General features: G+C 72.1%; 12 protein-coding genes. All 12 read left to right on the top strand.

What is annotated here, in order from left to right; translation table 11 throughout:
• Positions 1 to 50 precede the first annotated feature (50 nt).
• The 12 genes from IE273_RS02115 to IE273_RS02170 all read left to right on the top strand — a co-directional run bounded on the left by IE273_RS02115 (position 51) and on the right by IE273_RS02170 (position 15,783).
• The gene (locus tag IE273_RS02115) at positions 51 to 878 is read left to right on the top strand and encodes a hypothetical protein (protein ID WP_189813379.1); all 828 of its coding nucleotides are present in this window, start codon (positions 51 to 53) and stop codon (positions 876 to 878) included.
• A gap of 218 nt (positions 879 to 1,096) precedes the next feature.
• Positions 1,097 to 2,308 (top strand): ROK family transcriptional regulator, encoded by a 1,212-nt coding sequence (locus IE273_RS02120; RefSeq protein WP_189813380.1) that lies wholly within the window; start codon positions 1,097 to 1,099, stop codon positions 2,306 to 2,308.
• A 42-nt stretch (positions 2,309 to 2,350) separates the two neighbouring features.
• Positions 2,351 to 3,694: an ABC transporter substrate-binding protein gene (locus tag IE273_RS02125; RefSeq protein ID WP_189813381.1), complete on the top strand. Its 1,344-nt coding sequence runs from the start codon at positions 2,351 to 2,353 to the stop codon at positions 3,692 to 3,694.
• Positions 3,694 to 4,635, top strand: coding sequence for a carbohydrate ABC transporter permease (locus IE273_RS02130; protein ID WP_189813382.1), 942 nt, complete (start codon positions 3,694 to 3,696; stop codon positions 4,633 to 4,635). The genes IE273_RS02125 and IE273_RS02130 overlap by 1 nt, the downstream gene beginning before the upstream one ends.
• Before the next feature lie 2 nt (positions 4,636 to 4,637).
• Positions 4,638 to 5,531, top strand: a complete 894-nt coding sequence (locus IE273_RS02135) for a carbohydrate ABC transporter permease (RefSeq protein ID WP_189813383.1) — start codon at positions 4,638 to 4,640, stop codon at positions 5,529 to 5,531.
• A 7-nt stretch (positions 5,532 to 5,538) separates the two neighbouring features.
• Positions 5,539 to 6,804, top strand: coding sequence for a 6-phospho-beta-glucosidase (locus IE273_RS02140; protein ID WP_189813384.1), 1,266 nt, complete (start codon positions 5,539 to 5,541; stop codon positions 6,802 to 6,804).
• The gene (locus IE273_RS02145) at positions 6,795 to 7,781 is read left to right on the top strand and encodes an N-acetylglucosamine kinase (RefSeq protein ID WP_189813385.1); all 987 of its coding nucleotides are present in this window, start codon (positions 6,795 to 6,797) and stop codon (positions 7,779 to 7,781) included. The genes IE273_RS02140 and IE273_RS02145 overlap by 10 nt, the downstream gene beginning before the upstream one ends.
• Positions 7,782 to 7,853: 72 nt before the next feature.
• Positions 7,854 to 9,308, top strand: a complete 1,455-nt coding sequence (locus tag IE273_RS02150) for a purine-cytosine permease family protein (RefSeq protein WP_189813386.1) — start codon at positions 7,854 to 7,856, stop codon at positions 9,306 to 9,308.
• A 196-nt stretch (positions 9,309 to 9,504) separates the two neighbouring features.
• Positions 9,505 to 10,953 (top strand): GlnX family signal transduction membrane protein, encoded by a 1,449-nt coding sequence (locus tag IE273_RS02155; protein ID WP_373309278.1) that lies wholly within the window; start codon positions 9,505 to 9,507, stop codon positions 10,951 to 10,953.
• 14 nt (positions 10,954 to 10,967) lie between these two features.
• Complete coding sequence (locus IE273_RS02160) at positions 10,968 to 11,999, top strand: glutamate ABC transporter substrate-binding protein (RefSeq protein ID WP_189813387.1); 1,032 nt, start codon at positions 10,968 to 10,970, stop codon at positions 11,997 to 11,999.
• 41 nt (positions 12,000 to 12,040) lie between these two features.
• Positions 12,041 to 13,321: a coiled-coil domain-containing protein gene (locus IE273_RS02165; protein WP_189813388.1), complete on the top strand. Its 1,281-nt coding sequence runs from the start codon at positions 12,041 to 12,043 to the stop codon at positions 13,319 to 13,321.
• A complete protein-coding gene (locus tag IE273_RS02170; RefSeq protein WP_189813389.1) occupies positions 13,318 to 15,783 on the top strand; it encodes a serine/threonine-protein kinase in 2,466 nt (821 codons plus the stop codon). The genes IE273_RS02165 and IE273_RS02170 overlap by 4 nt, the downstream gene beginning before the upstream one ends.
• Positions 15,784 to 15,786 lie beyond the last annotated feature (3 nt).

Consider the following 15,786-nt stretch of genomic DNA (forward strand, 5'->3'; position numbering starts at 1 on the left):
TGCTCTGGAGCGCGACGCCGCCCGGGGGCCCGTGTCGAATGTGGGGAAACATGCGCAAGCTCGCCATCGGCACCGCCCTGTCCGGCGCCCTGGCCCTGACCGGCCTGGCCGCGCCCGCCGCGTCGGCGGCCGGTACGCCGGACCTGACGTTCGCCGGCGTGACCGTGAACAAGGGCAAGCCGATCGTGGTCGGCACCACCAAAGCGGTGAACGTGCCGGTGTCGTACACCCTGACCCGGCCGAAGGACCTGGTCTTCGACCAGGAGAAGACGGCGCAGGCCGTTCTGCTGTACCGCGGCACGCTGAAGTCGCCCGACAACGAGCTGGGCCCGCGGAAGGCGCCCGTCTGCACGACCGCCGCCACGACGGACACGACCGTCACCGAGAGCTGCACCGAGACGATCGTCGCCGTCGCGGACCGGGAGCTGTACGAGGCCACCGACGCCGGCACCTGGAAGGCGGCCGGTGTCTACGCCCACAGCGACGGCAGCGCCTCGGACGACTACATGCACAGCGAGTACGACCTCACCATGTGGGGCAACCTCGCGTCGGTGCAGATCAAGCGCGCCGCCCGGCTGACCGTGAACGCCGCCCCGGAGCCCGTCGTCAAGGGCCGGACGCTGACCGTCAAGGGCAAGCTGACCCGCGCCACCTGGGCGACCGGCACGTACACCGGGTACAAGGGCCAGAAGGTCGTCCTCCAGTTCAAGGCGGACGGCGGCGCGTACGCGAACGTCAGGACGATCACGTCCGGCACCGGCGGCTCCCTGTCCACCACGGTGAAGGCGGGCAGGAGCGGCACCTACCGCTTCGTCTTCGCCGGCACGGCCACCACGGGCGCGAAGACGTCCGCCGGCGACCACGTGACCGTGAAGTGACTCCGGGCACTCCCCGTACCGCGACGCCCCCGAGGTAACGACTCTGTTGCCTCGGGGGCGTTGTCTATTGACGCCCCCTTCGTCCTCGGCTTACGTTCCTCCCACCCCAATAGGAAAGTTTCCTAACAGTGATCTCCCGGGCGGCCGTTGATCAAGACTGGACGTCATGCCCAGGTCACTGAAAAGCTGGGCGGCTGGAAAGGCAGGTGTCGCACCCCATGGCAGGAACCGCCGGTACGCCGGGCACCCCGCGCGTCCTGCGCGCCATGAACGACCGCGCCGCCCTGGACCTGCTGCTGGAGCACGGGCCGCTGTCGCGCACCCGGATCGGCAAGCTCACCGGCCTGTCCAAGCCCACCGCCTCCCAGCTGCTGGCCCGCCTGGAGGCGGCCGGACTGGTCCGGGTCACCGGCACCAGCGAGGGACGGCCGGGCCCCAACGCGCAGCTCTACGCGGTCAACCCCACGGCCGCGTACGCCGCCGGGCTGGACGTCACCCCGCACCGCATCCGGGCCGCCGTCGCCGACATCACCGGCCGCACGGTCGGCGAGTACGAGCTGCCCACCCCCGGCCGGCGCCCGGCGCACCCCGTCGTCCGGCAGGTCACCGACGCCCTCGACGGCGCCGTCAAGGCCGCCGGGCTCGCCCGGTCCGACGTGCACCGCCTGGTCATCGGCACGCCCGGCGCCTTCGACCCCAACACCGGGCGGCTGCGCTACGCCTCCCACCTGCCGGGCTGGCACTCCCCCGCACTGCTCGACGACCTCGCGGCGGCCCTGCCGATGCCGGTCGAGTACGAGAACGACGTCAACCTCGTCGCCATCGCCGAGCAGCGGCTCGGCGCGGCCCGCGGCCACGCGGACTTCGTGCTGCTGTGGAACCAGGAGGGCCTCGGCGCCGCCCTGGTCCTCGGCGGCCGGCTGCACCGCGGCTGGACCGGCGGCGCCGGCGAGGTCGGCTTCCTGCCGGTACCGGGCACCCCGCTGGTCCGGCAGGTCACCAAGGCCAACAGCGGCGGCTACCAGGAGCTGGCCGGCTCCCAGGCCCTGCCGAAGCTGGCCCGGGAACTCGGTGTCGAGGACGTGCCCCCGGGGCCGTACACCGAAGCCGCCACCCTGCTCGTCGCCCGCGCCGCCGACCACGCGGGCGGCCCGCACCGGGAGCTGCTGCGGACCTACGCCACCCGGCTGGCCACCGGTCTCGCCTCGCTCGTCTCCGTCCTCGATCCCGAACTCGTCGTCCTCAGCGGCTCCGCCCTGACGGCCGGCGGCGAGGTGCTGCGCGCCCTCGTCCAGGCCGAGCTGGAGGAGCTGGCCGCGGCCCGGCCCCGGCTGGTCGTCGGCGACGTCCACGAACATCCCGTGCTGCGCGGCGCGCTGGAGTCCGCGCTCGCCGCCACCCGCGACGAGGTCTTCGACACCTCGCGCTGAGCGCCCCCTCTTTCCCGACCCGTCCCCCTGGGAGACCTCGCCATGCCCACAGTCATACCCGAAGTCGCCCGAAAAGCGGCGTTTGCCCTGACTGTCTCCGCCGTGCTCCTCACCGCCGCGTGTACCGGCCAGTCCGACTCCGGTGCCACGGACGATCCCTCGAAGGACACGACGATCAACTTCTGGCACGCCTGGAGCGCGCCGAACGAGGTGAAGGCCGTCAAGTCGCTGGTCGCCGGCTTCGAGCACGCGCACCCCAACATCCACGTGAACGTCGTCGGCAACATGACCGACGACAAGATCAACCAGGCGCTGCGGGCCGGCGGCGAGAAGGCCCCGGACGTGATCTCGTCCTTCACCACCAACAACGTGGGCAAGTTCTGCTCCTCGGGCGCGCTGGTGGATCTGAACCCGTTCTTCGAGAAGTCCGGGATCGACCCGCAGAAGACCTTCCCGAAGCCGATGAACGAGTACACCCGGTTCGACGGCAACCGCTGCACGGTGCCGCTGCTCGGTGACGCGTACGGGCTCTACTACAACAAGACGGCGTTCGAGAAGGCGGGCATCGCGCACCCACCGAAGACCTGGTCCGAATTCGAGGCCGACGCCAAGAAGCTGACGATCCCCCAGGGCAGCGGGTACAAACAGCTCGGATTCATGCCGAACTACCACGGCTGGGAGTCCACCACCGAGCACTACCTCGGCCAGTTCTCGCCGACGTACTTCGACAAGAACGGCAAGTCGAACCTCGCCAAGGACCCGGCCTTCGCCCAGGGCTTCACGCTCCAGAAGAAGCTCGTGGACGAACTCGGCGGATTCCAGAGGCTGGAGAGGTTCCGCGCCACGCTGGGCGACGAATGGGGCCCCAAGCACCCCTTCCACACCGGCCAGGTCGCCATGCAGCTCGACGGCGAGTGGCGGCTCGGCATGGCCGAGGAGGCGAAGCCGGACTTCGAGATCGGGACCGCTCCGCTGCCGGTCCCGGACGACCGGGCCGACCAGTACGGCAAGGGCTACATCACCGGCACCATCGCGGGGATCGCCGCCACCAGCCACAAGCAGAACGCGGCCTGGGAACTGGTGAAGTACATGACCACGGACACGGACGCGGTGGTCGGCTTCGCCAACGACATCCACAACGTGCCCTCCACGCTGGCCGCGCTGAAGTCGCCGAAGCTGAAGTACGACCCGCGGTTCAAGACCTTCCTGGACATCGCCGCCAACCCGGACTCCACCACGACCCCCGCCTCGGTCAACGGCGGTGTGTACCTGGTGACGATCCAGCAGTTCGGCTACGACTACGAGAGCGGCAAGGCCACCGATCTCAAGGCCGGGCTGAAGAAGACGGCCGCGCAGATCGACACGGACATCGCGCAGGCCCAGTGATGAGCGCCGTGACCCTCGCGTCGAAACGCCGGCGCTCGGCCCTGCGCACGCTCGCCTTCATGTCCCCGTGGCTCATCGGCTTCGCGGTCTTCTTCGCCTACCCGCTGATCTCCACGCTCTACTTCTCCTTCATGCACTACGACGGCTTCCGGCCGCCGACGTGGAGCGGCGGGAAGAACTGGGCGTACGTCTTCGAGCACTACCCGCTGTTCTGGCCCGCCCTGCGCAACACGCTCTGGCTGGTCGTGATCATGGTGAGCCTGCGGGTGGTCTTCGGGCTGGGCGTCGGACTGCTCATCACCAAGATCAAGACCGGTACGGGCGTCTTCCGCACCCTGTTCTACCTGCCGTACCTCGCCCCGCCGGTCGCGGCCACCATGGCCTTCGCGTTCCTGCTCAACCCCGGTACCGGCCCGGTGAACTCGCTCCTGGAGAAGGCCGGACTGCCGGCGCCGGGCTGGTTCAACGACCCCGCCTGGTCCAAGCCGGCGCTGACCCTGCTGGCCCTGTGGGGCGTCGGCGACCTGATGGTGATCTTCATGGCCGCGCTGCTCGACGTACCGACGGAGCAGTACGAGGCGGCGGAGCTGGACGGCACCTCGGCCTGGCAGCGATTCCGGTACGTGACCCTGCCGAACATCTCCCCGATCGTGATGTTCGCCGTCGTCACCGGCGTGATCCAGACGATGCAGTACTACACCCAGCCACTGGTGGCCGGGAAGGTCGCCTCCGGCGTGATCCAGGGCGCCGGCACCCAGTTCGAGCCCGGCTACCCCGACAAGTCCACGCTCACCCTCCCCCAGCTCGTCTACAACCTCGGCTTCCAGCGCTTCGACTACGGCTCGGCGTGTGTGGTGGCGCTGGTGCTGTTCGCCCTGTCGATGGCGTTCACCACGCTGTTGATGCGGCGCCGTGGCGGCCTGATCCAGGCAGGTGACTGACCATGACGCAAGTACTGGAGCAGCCGGTGAAGCCGGCGCCGCTCGTCACCGGCGCCGAGCGCACCGCCCGGCGCCGGGCGGTGCTGGAGTGGATCGCGGTCCACTCGCTCGGCGTCGCCGCCGCGCTGTTCTTCACGCTGCCGTTCGTGTTCGTGTTCCTGACCTCGCTGATGAGCGACAGCCAGGCCCTCAGCCGGGACCTGGTCCCGCACACCTGGGAGTGGGGCAACTACCGCAAGGTCTTCGACACGCCCGGCTTCCTCACCTGGTGGAAGAACACGCTGCTGTACGCCGGTCTCGGCACCGTGCTGACCGTGGTGTCCTCGATCCCGGTGGCGTACGCGCTCGCCAAGTTCCGCTTCCGGGGCCGCAACCTGTCGCTCATGCTGGTGATCTCGATGATGATGCTGCCGCCGCAGGTGGTCGTCATCCCGATGTACCTCTTCTGGGCGAAACAGCTGGACCTGTCGGGCACGCTGTGGCCGCTGATCGTCCCGATGGCGTTCGGGGACGCGTTCTCCATCTTCCTGCTGCGCCAGTTCCTGATGACGATCCCGAACGAGTACCTGGACGCGGCGAAGGTGGACGGCTGCGGCGACCTGCGCACCCTGCTGCGGGTCGTGCTGCCCATGGCGAAGCCGGGCATCGCCGCCGTCGCCCTCTTCCAGTTCTTCTACGCCTGGAACGACTACTTCGGGCCGCAGATCTACGCGTCCGAGAACCCCGGCGCCTGGACGCTGTCCTACGGCCTGGAGTCCTTCAAGGGCGCCCACCACACCGACTGGAACCTCACCATGGCCGCCACCGTGCTGGTCATGGCCCCCGTGATCCTCGTGTTCTTCTTCGCCCAGAAGGCGTTCGTCGAGGGCGTCACCCTCACCGGAGTAAAGGGTTGAACTGGCTATGAAACTCACCGTGGTCGGCGGCGGCTCGACCTACACACCGGAACTCGTCGACGGCTTCGCGCGCCTCAGGGACACCCTGCCCGTCGAGGAACTGGTCCTGGTCGACCCGGCCGAGGACCGGCTTGAGCTGGTCGGCGGGCTGGCCCGGCGGATCTTCGCCAAGCAGGGCCACGGCGGCCGGATCGTCACGACGTCCGACCTGGACGCGGGAATCGACGGCGCCGACGCCGTCCTGCTCCAACTCCGCGTCGGCGGCCAGGCGGCCCGGCAGCGGGACGAGACCTGGCCGCTGGAGTGCGGCTGCATCGGCCAGGAGACGACCGGCGCGGGCGGCCTGGCGAAGGCCCTGCGCACGGTCCCGGTGGTCCTGGACATCGCCGAACGGGTCCGCCGGAGCAACCCGCGCGCGTGGATCATCGACTTCACCAACCCGGTCGGCATCGTCACCCGCGCCCTGCTCCAGGCCGGGCACCGGGCGGTCGGCCTGTGCAACGTGGCGATCGGCTTCCAGCGGAAGTTCGCGGCCCTGCTCGGCGCGGCCCCGGCGGATGTGCACCTGGCCCATGTGGGCCTGAACCACCTCACCTGGGAAACCGGTGTGCGTCTGGGCGGACCGGAGGGCGAGAACGTCCTGCCGAAGCTCCTGGCCGAGCACGGCGAGGCCCTCGCGGACGACGTCCGCCTCCCCCGCCCCCTGCTGGACCGCCTCGGCGTCGTCCCCTCCTACTACCTGCGCTACTACTACGCGCACGACGAGGTCGTCCGGGAACTGCGCACGAAGCCCTCGCGGGCGGCCGAGGTGGCGGCGATGGAGCGCGAACTCCTGGCGATGTACGGCGACCCGGCCCTGGACGAGAAGCCGGCCCTGCTGGCCAAGCGCGGCGGGGCCTTCTACTCGGAGGCGGCCGTGGACCTGGCGGCGGCCCTGCTGGGCGGCGGGGGCAGCCCCTACCAGGTGGTGAACGCGCTCAACAGGGGAACGCTGCCCTTCCTCCCGGACGACGCGGTGATCGAGGTGCAGGCGGCGGTCGGCCCGGCCGGCCCGGTCCCGCTCCCGGTCCCCGGCCTTGACCCGCTCTTCTCGGGCCTGATCGCGAACGTGACGGCCTATGAGGACCTGGCCCTGGAGGCCGCCCTGCGCGGCGGCCGGGACCGCGTCTTCCGCGCGCTGCTGGCACACCCCCTGATCGGCCAGTACGCGTACGCCGACGCCCTCACCGACCAGCTGATCGCACACAACCGGGAGCACCTCGCGTGGGCCTGACCGCACCTGACCCCCTGACGGTCCTCGCCATCGACGCGGGCAACAGCAAGACCGACGTGGCCGTGGTCAACGCCGCCGGGGAGGTGCTGGCCACGGCTCGCGGCGGCGGTTTCCGGCCGCCCGTGGTGGGCGTGGCCGCGGCGCTGGACGCGCTGGCGGAACCGGTCGCCCGGGCGTTCGCGGACGCCGGGGTCACCTCCGTCGGCCATGTCGCGGCCTGTCTGGCCAACGCCGACCTCCCGGTGGAGGAGGAGCAGTTGGCGACCGCGCTGCACACGCGCGCGTGGGGCGCGTCGGTGGAGGTCCGCAACGACACCTTCGCGATCCTGCGCGCGGGCGTCGCCGAGCCGCGCGGGGTGGCGGTGGTGTGCGGCGCGGGCATCAACTGCGTGGGCATGCTGCCCGACGGCCGTACCGCCCGCTTCCCGGCCATCGGCCGTATCTCCGGCGACTGGGGCGGCGGCTGGGGCCTGGCGGAGGAGGCCCTGTGGCACGCGGCCCGCGCGGAGGACGGGCGCGGCGGACCGACCTCCCTGGCCCGCACCCTGCCCGCGCACTTCGGCCTGCCGACCATGTACGCCCTCATAGAGGCGCTGCACCTGGAGCACCTGGACCACGACCGCCGGCACGAGCTGACCCCGGTCCTGTTCGCCACGGCGGCGGACGGCGACCCGGTGGCCCGCGCGATCGTCACCCGGCTCGCGGAGGAGGTCACGGTGATGGCCACGGTCGCGCTGACCCGCCTGGACCTGCTGGACGAGGAGACCCCGGTCCTCCTCGGCGGCAGCGTCCTCACCGCCGGCCACCCGCAGCTGAACGACACCGTCCGCACCCTCCTGGCGGCCCGCGCCCCCAAGGCCGACGTCCGCGTGGTGACGGCGAGCCCGGTGCTGGGAGCGGTCCTGCTGGGCCTGGACCGGCTGGGGGCGGACGCGGGGGCGCAGGAGCGGGCGCGGGGCCACTGGGAGGGGGGCTGATCCTGAGTCGTCCCGGGGGCGGAGCGGGGCAACAATGTGACCAGAGGTGCGGACCCGACCTCGGGAGGCGTCATGAGCACATCAGCCGAGCCACGAGTGTCCGGTCTCGAAGTCCGGTCCATCGACTACGTCCCGCTGGACGAGCGGCACGGCAAGCTCTGGCACCTGGGCCCGCTGTGGTTCATGTCCAACGCGCAGATCGCCACCCTGGCGGTCGGGCTGGTCAGCATCACCCAGGGCGGCAACCTCGTCTGGTCACTGCTGGCCATCGTCTCCGGCACCGTCATCGGCACCTTCTTCATGGCCTTCCACTCCGCCCAGGGCCCCCAGCTCGGGCTGCCGCAGATGATCCAGTCCCGGCCCCAGTTCGGCTACGTCGGCGCGCTGCTGGTGTGGCTGTTCGCCTATGTGCAGTACGCCGGGTTCAACGTCTTCAACAGCATCCTCGCCGCCGGCTCCCTGCACGCCACGCTGCACGGCGGCGTCAAGCTGTGGGTCGTCGTGGTGACCGCCGTCGCGCTCGTCATCGCGCTGGTGGGCTACGACATCATCCACAAGGCCGAGCGGATCCTGACGTACACCTTCCTGGTGATCTTCGGGATCTTCACCGTGGGCGTCCTGGTCACCCTGCACTACCCGGCGGGCTCCTTCGACCTCGGCGGCTTCCGGTGGACGCCGTTCCTCGCGCAGTTCGGCGTGGTCGCGGGCTACCAGATCAGCTGGGCCATCTACGTCTCCGACTACTCCCGTTACCTGCCTCCGGACGTGACCGTCCGCAAGACCTTCTACTGGACCTACTTCGGCTCCGCGCTGGGCGGCATCTGGCTGATGGTGCTCGGGGCGCTGCTGGCGGCCTGGGCGGGCCCGGGGACCTTCCAGACGATCCCGGCGATCGACGCCGCGGGGGACAAGGTGTTCACCGGGTTCGGCGCCGTCGTGCTGCTGTTCTCGGCCCTCGGCCTGGTCTCGGTGACCGCGCTGAACATGTACGGCGGGTCCCTCACGCTCATCAGCGCCATCGACTCGTTCAGGCGGGTCCGGCCGACGCTCGCCGTACGGCTGGTCACCCTCGGCCTCACCGCGACGCTCTCCCTGGCCGGCGCGCTGGCCGCGACGTCGAACTTCCTGGCGAACTTCGAGAACTTCCTGCTCCTGGTGCTCTACCTGTTCATCCCGTGGACCGCGGTGAACCTCATGGACTACTACGTGGTGCGCCGCGGGCACTACGCCATCGCCGAGATCTTCAACCCGCACGGCATCTACGGCCGCTGGGGCCGGCACGGCATCGTCGCCTACCTCGTCGGCTTCGCCGCCATGGTCCCGTTCTTCTCCGTCGGCACCCTGTTCCTCGGCCCCGCCGCGCGGGCGTTGGGCGGCGCCGACATCTCCCTCTTCGTCGGCCTGCCCGTCAGCGCGCTCCTGTACTGGTGGCTGACCCGCTCGATCGACGTGGCGGCGGAGACCCGGCTGGCGGAGGCGGAGGCGGCGGCCCTGGAACAGGCCGCCCACGAGCACCGCGAGCCGTGAGGCCGTCCCCGGCCGGCCCGTCGCCCGGGGAACCGATCCCCCGTCACCGGCGTGTTCCAGCACGGGAGGTGGTGCGTGAGCCGGTACGCGCCCCCGAGCACGATGCGATCCGATCAAGATCCAGTGAAGGCCGGTGCGCGATGTCAGTGCGGGCGGTGATACTGGGCGGCGTACGGATGACCATGGGGGAGGTCGAGTGACACACCCGCCGAAGAGCAGCGCGGCGCCACCGCCGGCCGGGTCCGCCGGTGCGGCCGGTGTCCCCGGCATCCCCGCCCAGCCAGGGCCGCCCGGGTTCCCCCCGGCCGTCGCCCCCGGGGTGCCGCCCGCGCGCCGGACCGCCTTCGCCGAGGGCGCCGAGCGGTTGCGGGCCGCCGCGACGACCGAGCCGGGGCGGTTGCGGATCATCGGTGCCGTCCTGGCGCTGCTGGTCGTCGCGTTCGGGGCGGTCACCGCCTGGCAGACCAGCACCCGCTCGGCCGCCGCCGACGACGTGCTGCACCGCAGCCAGCCGCTCAGTTACGGCGCGGCCGGCATCTACCGGTCGCTGGCCGACGCCAACACCGCGGCCTCCAGCGGGTTCCTGGCGGGCGGGCAGGAGAACGCCCAGTCCAGGGACCGGTACGAGAAGGACATCCGCTCCGCCGCCGCCGGGCTCGTCACCGCCGCCGCCAACGCCGAGCCGGGCTCCGCTTCCGAGGAGACCATCGCCGGGCTGAACCGGCTGCTGCCCGAGTACAAGGGCCTCATCGAGCGGGCCCGGACGTACAACCGGCAGGGCTATCCGGTCGGCGGCGCCTATCTGCGGTACGCCAACGAGAAGATGCAGAAGGAGATGCTCCCGGCGGCGGAGGACCTCTACACCACGGAGAACCGGCGGCTCGACGCGGACTACGCGGACGCGACGCCGTACCCGTGGGTCGCCATCGGGCTCGGGCTGCTCGCGCTGGCCGTGCTCGGCTGGGCCCAGCACCGCACGTACCGGCGCACCCACCGCGTCCTCAACCACGGCCTGGTCGCCGCCAGCGCCGCGACGGCCGTTGCCCTGCTGTGGCTGGTCGTGGGCCACATGGTCGCCCGGTCGGGGCTCGACGGCTCGTACGAGCACGGCATCCGCTCGCTCAACGTGCTCCACGACGCCCGGATCGCCTCCCTCAAGGCGCGCGGCAACGAGAACCTGAGCCTGGTGGCGCGCGGCGCCGAGACCGTCACGGTCGACGGCACGACGTACGACGCCTACTACCGCGGCTTCGACCGGGACATCGCCGTGCTCGGCAAGGGGCTGACCGAGGCGGCGCGGCTCGCCGACGACCAGGGGGGCACCGCCCCGGTCGAGGCGGCCGAGGACGACATGGCGGTGTGGAAGCAGCGCCACGCCACGGCCCGCGCCGAGGACGAGAACGGCAACTACCAGCAGGCGCTGGACAAGGTGATCGGCGCCAAGGGCGCGACCGCCGAGTGCTTCGACGGCGTCGACCGCAGCCTGGCTCGGGCCATCGCCCATGAGCGGGCCGAGTTCCAGCGGGCGGCCGGGGACGGGCGGGACGCCATGACCGGGCTGCCGGAGGGCGCCGCCGTCCTCGCGGTGCTGGGCGCGGCCGGCGCCGTCGCCGGCATCGGCCGCAGACTTTCGGAGTACCGGTGACAGGGGGCAAGGCGATGGACGTGAGCCGTGCGCGGTCCGCCCTGCGAGGCTGGGGCGGGGTCGTCGCGATGGCGGTGCTGTGCGCGCTGGCGCCGGCGTTCGTCCTGCTGCTGCCGTGCACCCCGCAGGCGCCGGACGACGCGCGGCAGGCCGGGCAGAAGGCCGTCACCGGCGCCCAGGCCCGCGCCGACGGGTGCGTGGACGCCGAGGCGCACGAGCGGACGCCGGCGCCGTCCGGCGCGGACGGTCCGACGATCGACGCGATCAAGGCACGCACGGGCGCCAAGCGGAAGCTGATCGTCGGCGTCGACCAGAACAGCTACCGCTGGGGCTACCGCAACCCCAACACCGAGGGCGCCCGGCTGGAGGGCTTCGACATCGACCTCGTCCACCGGATCGCCGAGGACATCCTCGGCGACCCGGACGCGGTGCAGTTCAAGGCCATACCGACCAACCAGCGCATCCCGGCGATCGAGGACGGACGCGTGGACATGGTCGTCCGCACCATGACGATCACCTGCGGCCGGCTGGAGCACGTCGCCTTCTCCGCGCCCTACTTCAAGACCGGCCAGCAGGTCCTCGCCCCCAAGTCCTCCCCGATCACGGGCTACGACGCCTCGCTGGCGCACAAGAAGGTGTGCACCGCGGCCGGTTCGACCGCCCTCGCCAAGCTGGAAGCCGACAAGAAGGGCGGCCGGCTGCCCGCCACCACCGACCTGTCCACCACCGTGCCGAACCAGCTGGACTGCCTGGTCCGGCTGCAACTCGGCGAAGTGGACGCGGTGGTGACCGACGGCGCGCTCGCCGCGAGCCAGGCCGCGCAGGACCCGACCGTCGAACTGAAGGGCGCGCCGTTCACGACCGAGTACTACGGCGTGGCGATGAAGAAGGACGCCGGCGATCTGGTACGCCGGGTCAACCGCGTTCTGGTGGACTACCGCGCACACGGCTGGCAGACGTCGTACGACGACTGGCTGTCGGCGACACTGGGCAGGGACTCGGCCGCGTCGAAGCCGCCCGCGCCGCAGTACCGGCGCAGCAGTTGAGCCGTACCCGACCGGAACAGACAGCAAGCGAGAGGTGATCGATGGGCGTCACGGACCCCGCCGGGCCGGTGATGGACCGGGACGAGGTGGACCGTGCGCTGGCGCGGCTCGGCCAGGAGCACGAGGCGATCGAGACCTCGCTGCTGGCCCTCCAGGACCACGCGGGCCGCAGACTCCTCGAGGGCGCGCGGCTGACCGGCGTCACCAAGGAGCGCTGGCAGGCCGCGGAGGCGCGGATCACCCGGCTGTGGGCGTACTTCGACGCCTACACGGCCGCGCTGCGCGGCGCCCGTGAGATCCGCGCCCGGCGCCGCTGGTCCAGCCGGGAGGACCTGGCGGAGCTGACCGAGGTGCTGCGCGGCGAGTCCGTGACCGTCCCCGGCGGCGGGAACGGCAGGCTGAGCGAGTCGTTCTCGCTGTCCGCGCTGGTGGAGCGGATGAACGAGCTGTACGCGACGAGCCTGGACATGATCGTCGCCGCCGACGCGGTCTGGTCGGCGCTGCCCGCGCGGATCGATTTACTCGCCGCGGAACTCCAGCGCACCCGGCAGCTCGCGCACTCGGTGGGGGTGCGCCCCGGCGAGCACCCGGCCGGTGACGACCTGGAGCGGATCACCCGCACGCTGACCAGGCTGCGCGAGGACGTCGTCTCCGACCCGCTGGCCTTCTGGGTGCCGGCCGAGGGCAGTTCGGCGCCCGGCGGCGGACGCCCGGACACGACGGTGTACGACCGTGAGGCCCGCGCCTTGGAGGACGTGCGCCGGGAGATCGACGCCGTGTTGACGGTCCGGCAGGACGCGGAGGCGCGGCTGATCCGGCTGCGGGACGTGCTCTCGCGCGCGGACCGCACCCTGGCCGAGGCGCGTACCGCGCGCGGTGAGGTGCTGGCGAAGATCGCCGCGACCGAGGTGCCGGTGGTGAGCGGGCCGCCGACCGCGCTCCAGGAGCAGCTGGCGACCGCGGCCGAGTACCGCAGGCAGGCCCAGTGGCACCGGCTCTCCCCGCTGCTGGAGTCGCTGGAGGAGAAGGCGGAGGACGAACTGCTGCGCGCCCGCGAGTCGTTGACCGCGGTCACCGCGCCGCTCGCGGTCCGCGCCGAGCTGCGCGGCCGGCTCGACGCGTACAAGGCGAAGGTCGCCCGGCACGGGCTCGCGGAGGACCCGCTGCTGGTCGAGCGGTACGACGCGGCCCGCCGCATGCTGTGGAGCGCGCCCTGCGACCTGCGGGTGGCGGAGCAGGCCGTGCTGCGCTACCAGCAGGCGGCGGCGGAACTGCTCGGCAGCGCGAGCGCGCCGGAGGACCGTAAGGGGGGCGAGTCATGAGTCAGCCGGGGCAGAGCTGCCAGCGGCCGGGCTGCGAGGGGACGTACGAGGACGTCGGCGGCGGCGAGCTGTACTGCGACACGTGCGGTCTCGCACCGGTCGTCTCGGCGACCGGCATGGTGGGCTCGCCGCCCACCGGGGTCGCCCGGGGGGCGTCCGACAGCGGCAGTTCCCGCAGCTCGCGCAGCGCGCGCACGGCCTCGCAGTCGTCGAGGTCGCGCCGCTCGGTGTCCGGCCGGCTGTCCCGGTCGCTGTCCGGGAAGCCCACGGGCCGCTCGGTGTCGGTGCGCAGTTCGGGCTCGTCCTCCGGGGCCTCCTCGCGGGGGCGGCTGGGCGCCGGGCTGGTCGCGGTGCCGCAGGTGCCGCGGCCCGACCCGCGCGCGATGGTGCTGGAGAACCCGGAGGTGCCGGAGCGGAAGCGGTTCTGCTCGCGGTCGGACTGCGGGGCGCCGGTCGGCCGGGCGCGGGGCGACCGGCCGGGCCGCACGGAAGGTTTCTGCACCAAGTGCGGTCACCCGTACTCCTTCGTGCCCAAGCTGCGGGCCGGGGACATCGTGCGCGGCCAGTACGAGGTCGCGGGCTGCCTGGCGCACGGCGGGCTGGGCTGGGTCTACCTGGCCGTGGACCGGGCCGTCTCCGACCGGTGGGTGGTGCTCAAGGGCCTGCTGGACACCGGTGACCAGGACGCGATGGCCGCGGCGATCTCCGAGCGGCGGTTCCTCGCGGAGATCGAGCACGCCAACATCGTGCGCATCTACAACTTCGTGGAGCACCTGGACCAGCGCACCGGCTCCCTCGACGGCTACATCGTCATGGAGTACGTCGGCGGCAAGTCCCTGAAGGAGATCGCCAACGCCCGCCGGACGCCCGACGGCCGCCGCGACCCGCTGCCGGTGGAGCAGGCGTGCGCGTACGGCATCGAGGCGCTGGAGGCGCTCGGCCATCTGCACAGCCGGAACCTGCTGTACTGCGACTTCAAGGTCGACAACGCCATCCAGACCGAGGACCAGCTCAAGCTGATCGACATGGGCGCGGTCCGCCGGATGGACGACGACGAGTCGGCGATCTACGGCACGGTGGGCTACCAGGCACCGGAGGTCGCCGAGTCCGGCCCGTCCGTGGCCAGCGACCTCTACACGGTGGCCCGCACGCTCGCCGTGCTGACCTTCGACTTCCAGGGCTACACCAACGTCTACGCCGACTCCCTGCCCGACCCCGACACCATCGAGGTCTTCCGCCGCTACGAGTCCTTCTACCGGCTCCTGGTGCGCGCCACCGACCCCGACCCGGGCCGCCGGTTCGCCTCCGCGCAGGAGATGGCCGAGCAGCTGACGGGGGTGCTGCGCGAGGTCGTCTCGCTCCAGACCGGGCGGGCGCGGCCCGCGCTGTCGACGCTGTTCGGGCCCGAGACCAAGGTCACGGACACGGAGTTGTTCCCCCGGCTGCACGGGGACGTGTCCCGGCTGGGCGCCCGGCCGGTGCGGAAGGCTCCCGCCCCTCCCGCCCCGCTCCCGCCGGCCCTGGTCGGGCCCGTCGACGCGCCGGCCGCCGCGCTCGCCCTGCCGGTCCCGCTGGTCGACCCGAACGACCCCGGCGCCGGTTTCCTCGCGGGCCTGACGGCCTCGGCGCCGGCCGAGCTGATGAGCGCGCTGGCGGCGGCGCCCGCGCAGACCGTGGAGACCCGGCTCCGGCAGATCCGCGCCCGGCTGGAGAGCGGCGACCACCAGGGTGCGCTGATGAGCCTGGCCAGGCTGGACGAGGAACAGGGCGACGACTGGCGGGTGGTGTGGTACCGGGGCGTGGCCGCGCTGGTCACCGGGGACTTCGAGCACGCCGCGCTCGCCTTCGACGCGATCTACGACGCCTTCCCCGGCGAGGCCGCGCCCAAGCTGGCGCTCGGCCTGTGCGCCGAGGTGCTGGGCCAGCTGGACAACGCGGCCGAGTACTACCGCCTGGTGTGGACGACCGACCCGAGCTTCGTGAGCGCCGCGTTCGGGCTGGCCCGGGTGCGGCTCGCGGCCGGGGACCGGCGGGGCGCCGTGACGACGCTGGAGTCGGTGCCGGAGTCCTCCATCCACTACACGGCCGCCCGGGTCGCCGCCGTCCGGGCCCGGCTGAGACAGCGCACCGCGAGCGCGGGTGACGTACCGTTCCTGGACGACCTGACGGCCGCCGCCGGTCAGGTCGAGGCACTCCAGGCGTACGGCCTGGACCCGGCGCGGCGCGAGCTGTTGTCGGCGGAAGTGCTCGGCTGCGCGCTGGACTGGATACTCTCCGGGGGCCAGGGCGCCGGGCCCGCCGCCGGAGGCCGGGTGCTGCTGGGCAGCGGTCTGGACGAGCGGGGCCTCCGCTTCGGCCTGGAGCGCGCCTACCGCACGCTGGCACGGCTGGCGCCCGGCGGTGATGAGAGGATCGAGCTGGTGGAACGGGCCAACCGTTACCGTCCCCGGACGTGGGTGTAGTCG

Source organism: Streptomyces olivaceoviridis (assembly GCF_014650115.1).
GTDB lineage: Bacteria > Actinomycetota > Actinomycetes > Streptomycetales > Streptomycetaceae > Streptomyces > Streptomyces olivaceoviridis.

What these genes read in the sequence shown, in the direction of transcription:
- IE273_RS02140 (WP_189813384.1), top strand. Translation starts at nt 5,539, where the DNA reads ATGAAACTCACCGTGGTCGGCGGCGGCTCGACCTACACACCGGAACTC.
- IE273_RS02160 (WP_189813387.1), top strand. Translation starts at nt 10,968, where the DNA reads ATGGACGTGAGCCGTGCGCGGTCCGCCCTGCGAGGCTGGGGCGGGGTC.
- IE273_RS02130 (WP_189813382.1), top strand. Translation starts at nt 3,694, where the DNA reads ATGAGCGCCGTGACCCTCGCGTCGAAACGCCGGCGCTCGGCCCTGCGC.
- IE273_RS02115 (WP_189813379.1), top strand. Translation starts at nt 51, where the DNA reads ATGCGCAAGCTCGCCATCGGCACCGCCCTGTCCGGCGCCCTGGCCCTG.
- IE273_RS02165 (WP_189813388.1), top strand. Translation starts at nt 12,041, where the DNA reads ATGGGCGTCACGGACCCCGCCGGGCCGGTGATGGACCGGGACGAGGTG.
- IE273_RS02170 (WP_189813389.1), top strand. Translation starts at nt 13,318, where the DNA reads ATGAGTCAGCCGGGGCAGAGCTGCCAGCGGCCGGGCTGCGAGGGGACG.
- IE273_RS02120 (WP_189813380.1), top strand. Translation starts at nt 1,097, where the DNA reads ATGGCAGGAACCGCCGGTACGCCGGGCACCCCGCGCGTCCTGCGCGCC.
- IE273_RS02150 (WP_189813386.1), top strand. Translation starts at nt 7,854, where the DNA reads ATGAGCACATCAGCCGAGCCACGAGTGTCCGGTCTCGAAGTCCGGTCC.
- IE273_RS02125 (WP_189813381.1), top strand. Translation starts at nt 2,351, where the DNA reads ATGCCCACAGTCATACCCGAAGTCGCCCGAAAAGCGGCGTTTGCCCTG.
- IE273_RS02135 (WP_189813383.1), top strand. Translation starts at nt 4,638, where the DNA reads ATGACGCAAGTACTGGAGCAGCCGGTGAAGCCGGCGCCGCTCGTCACC.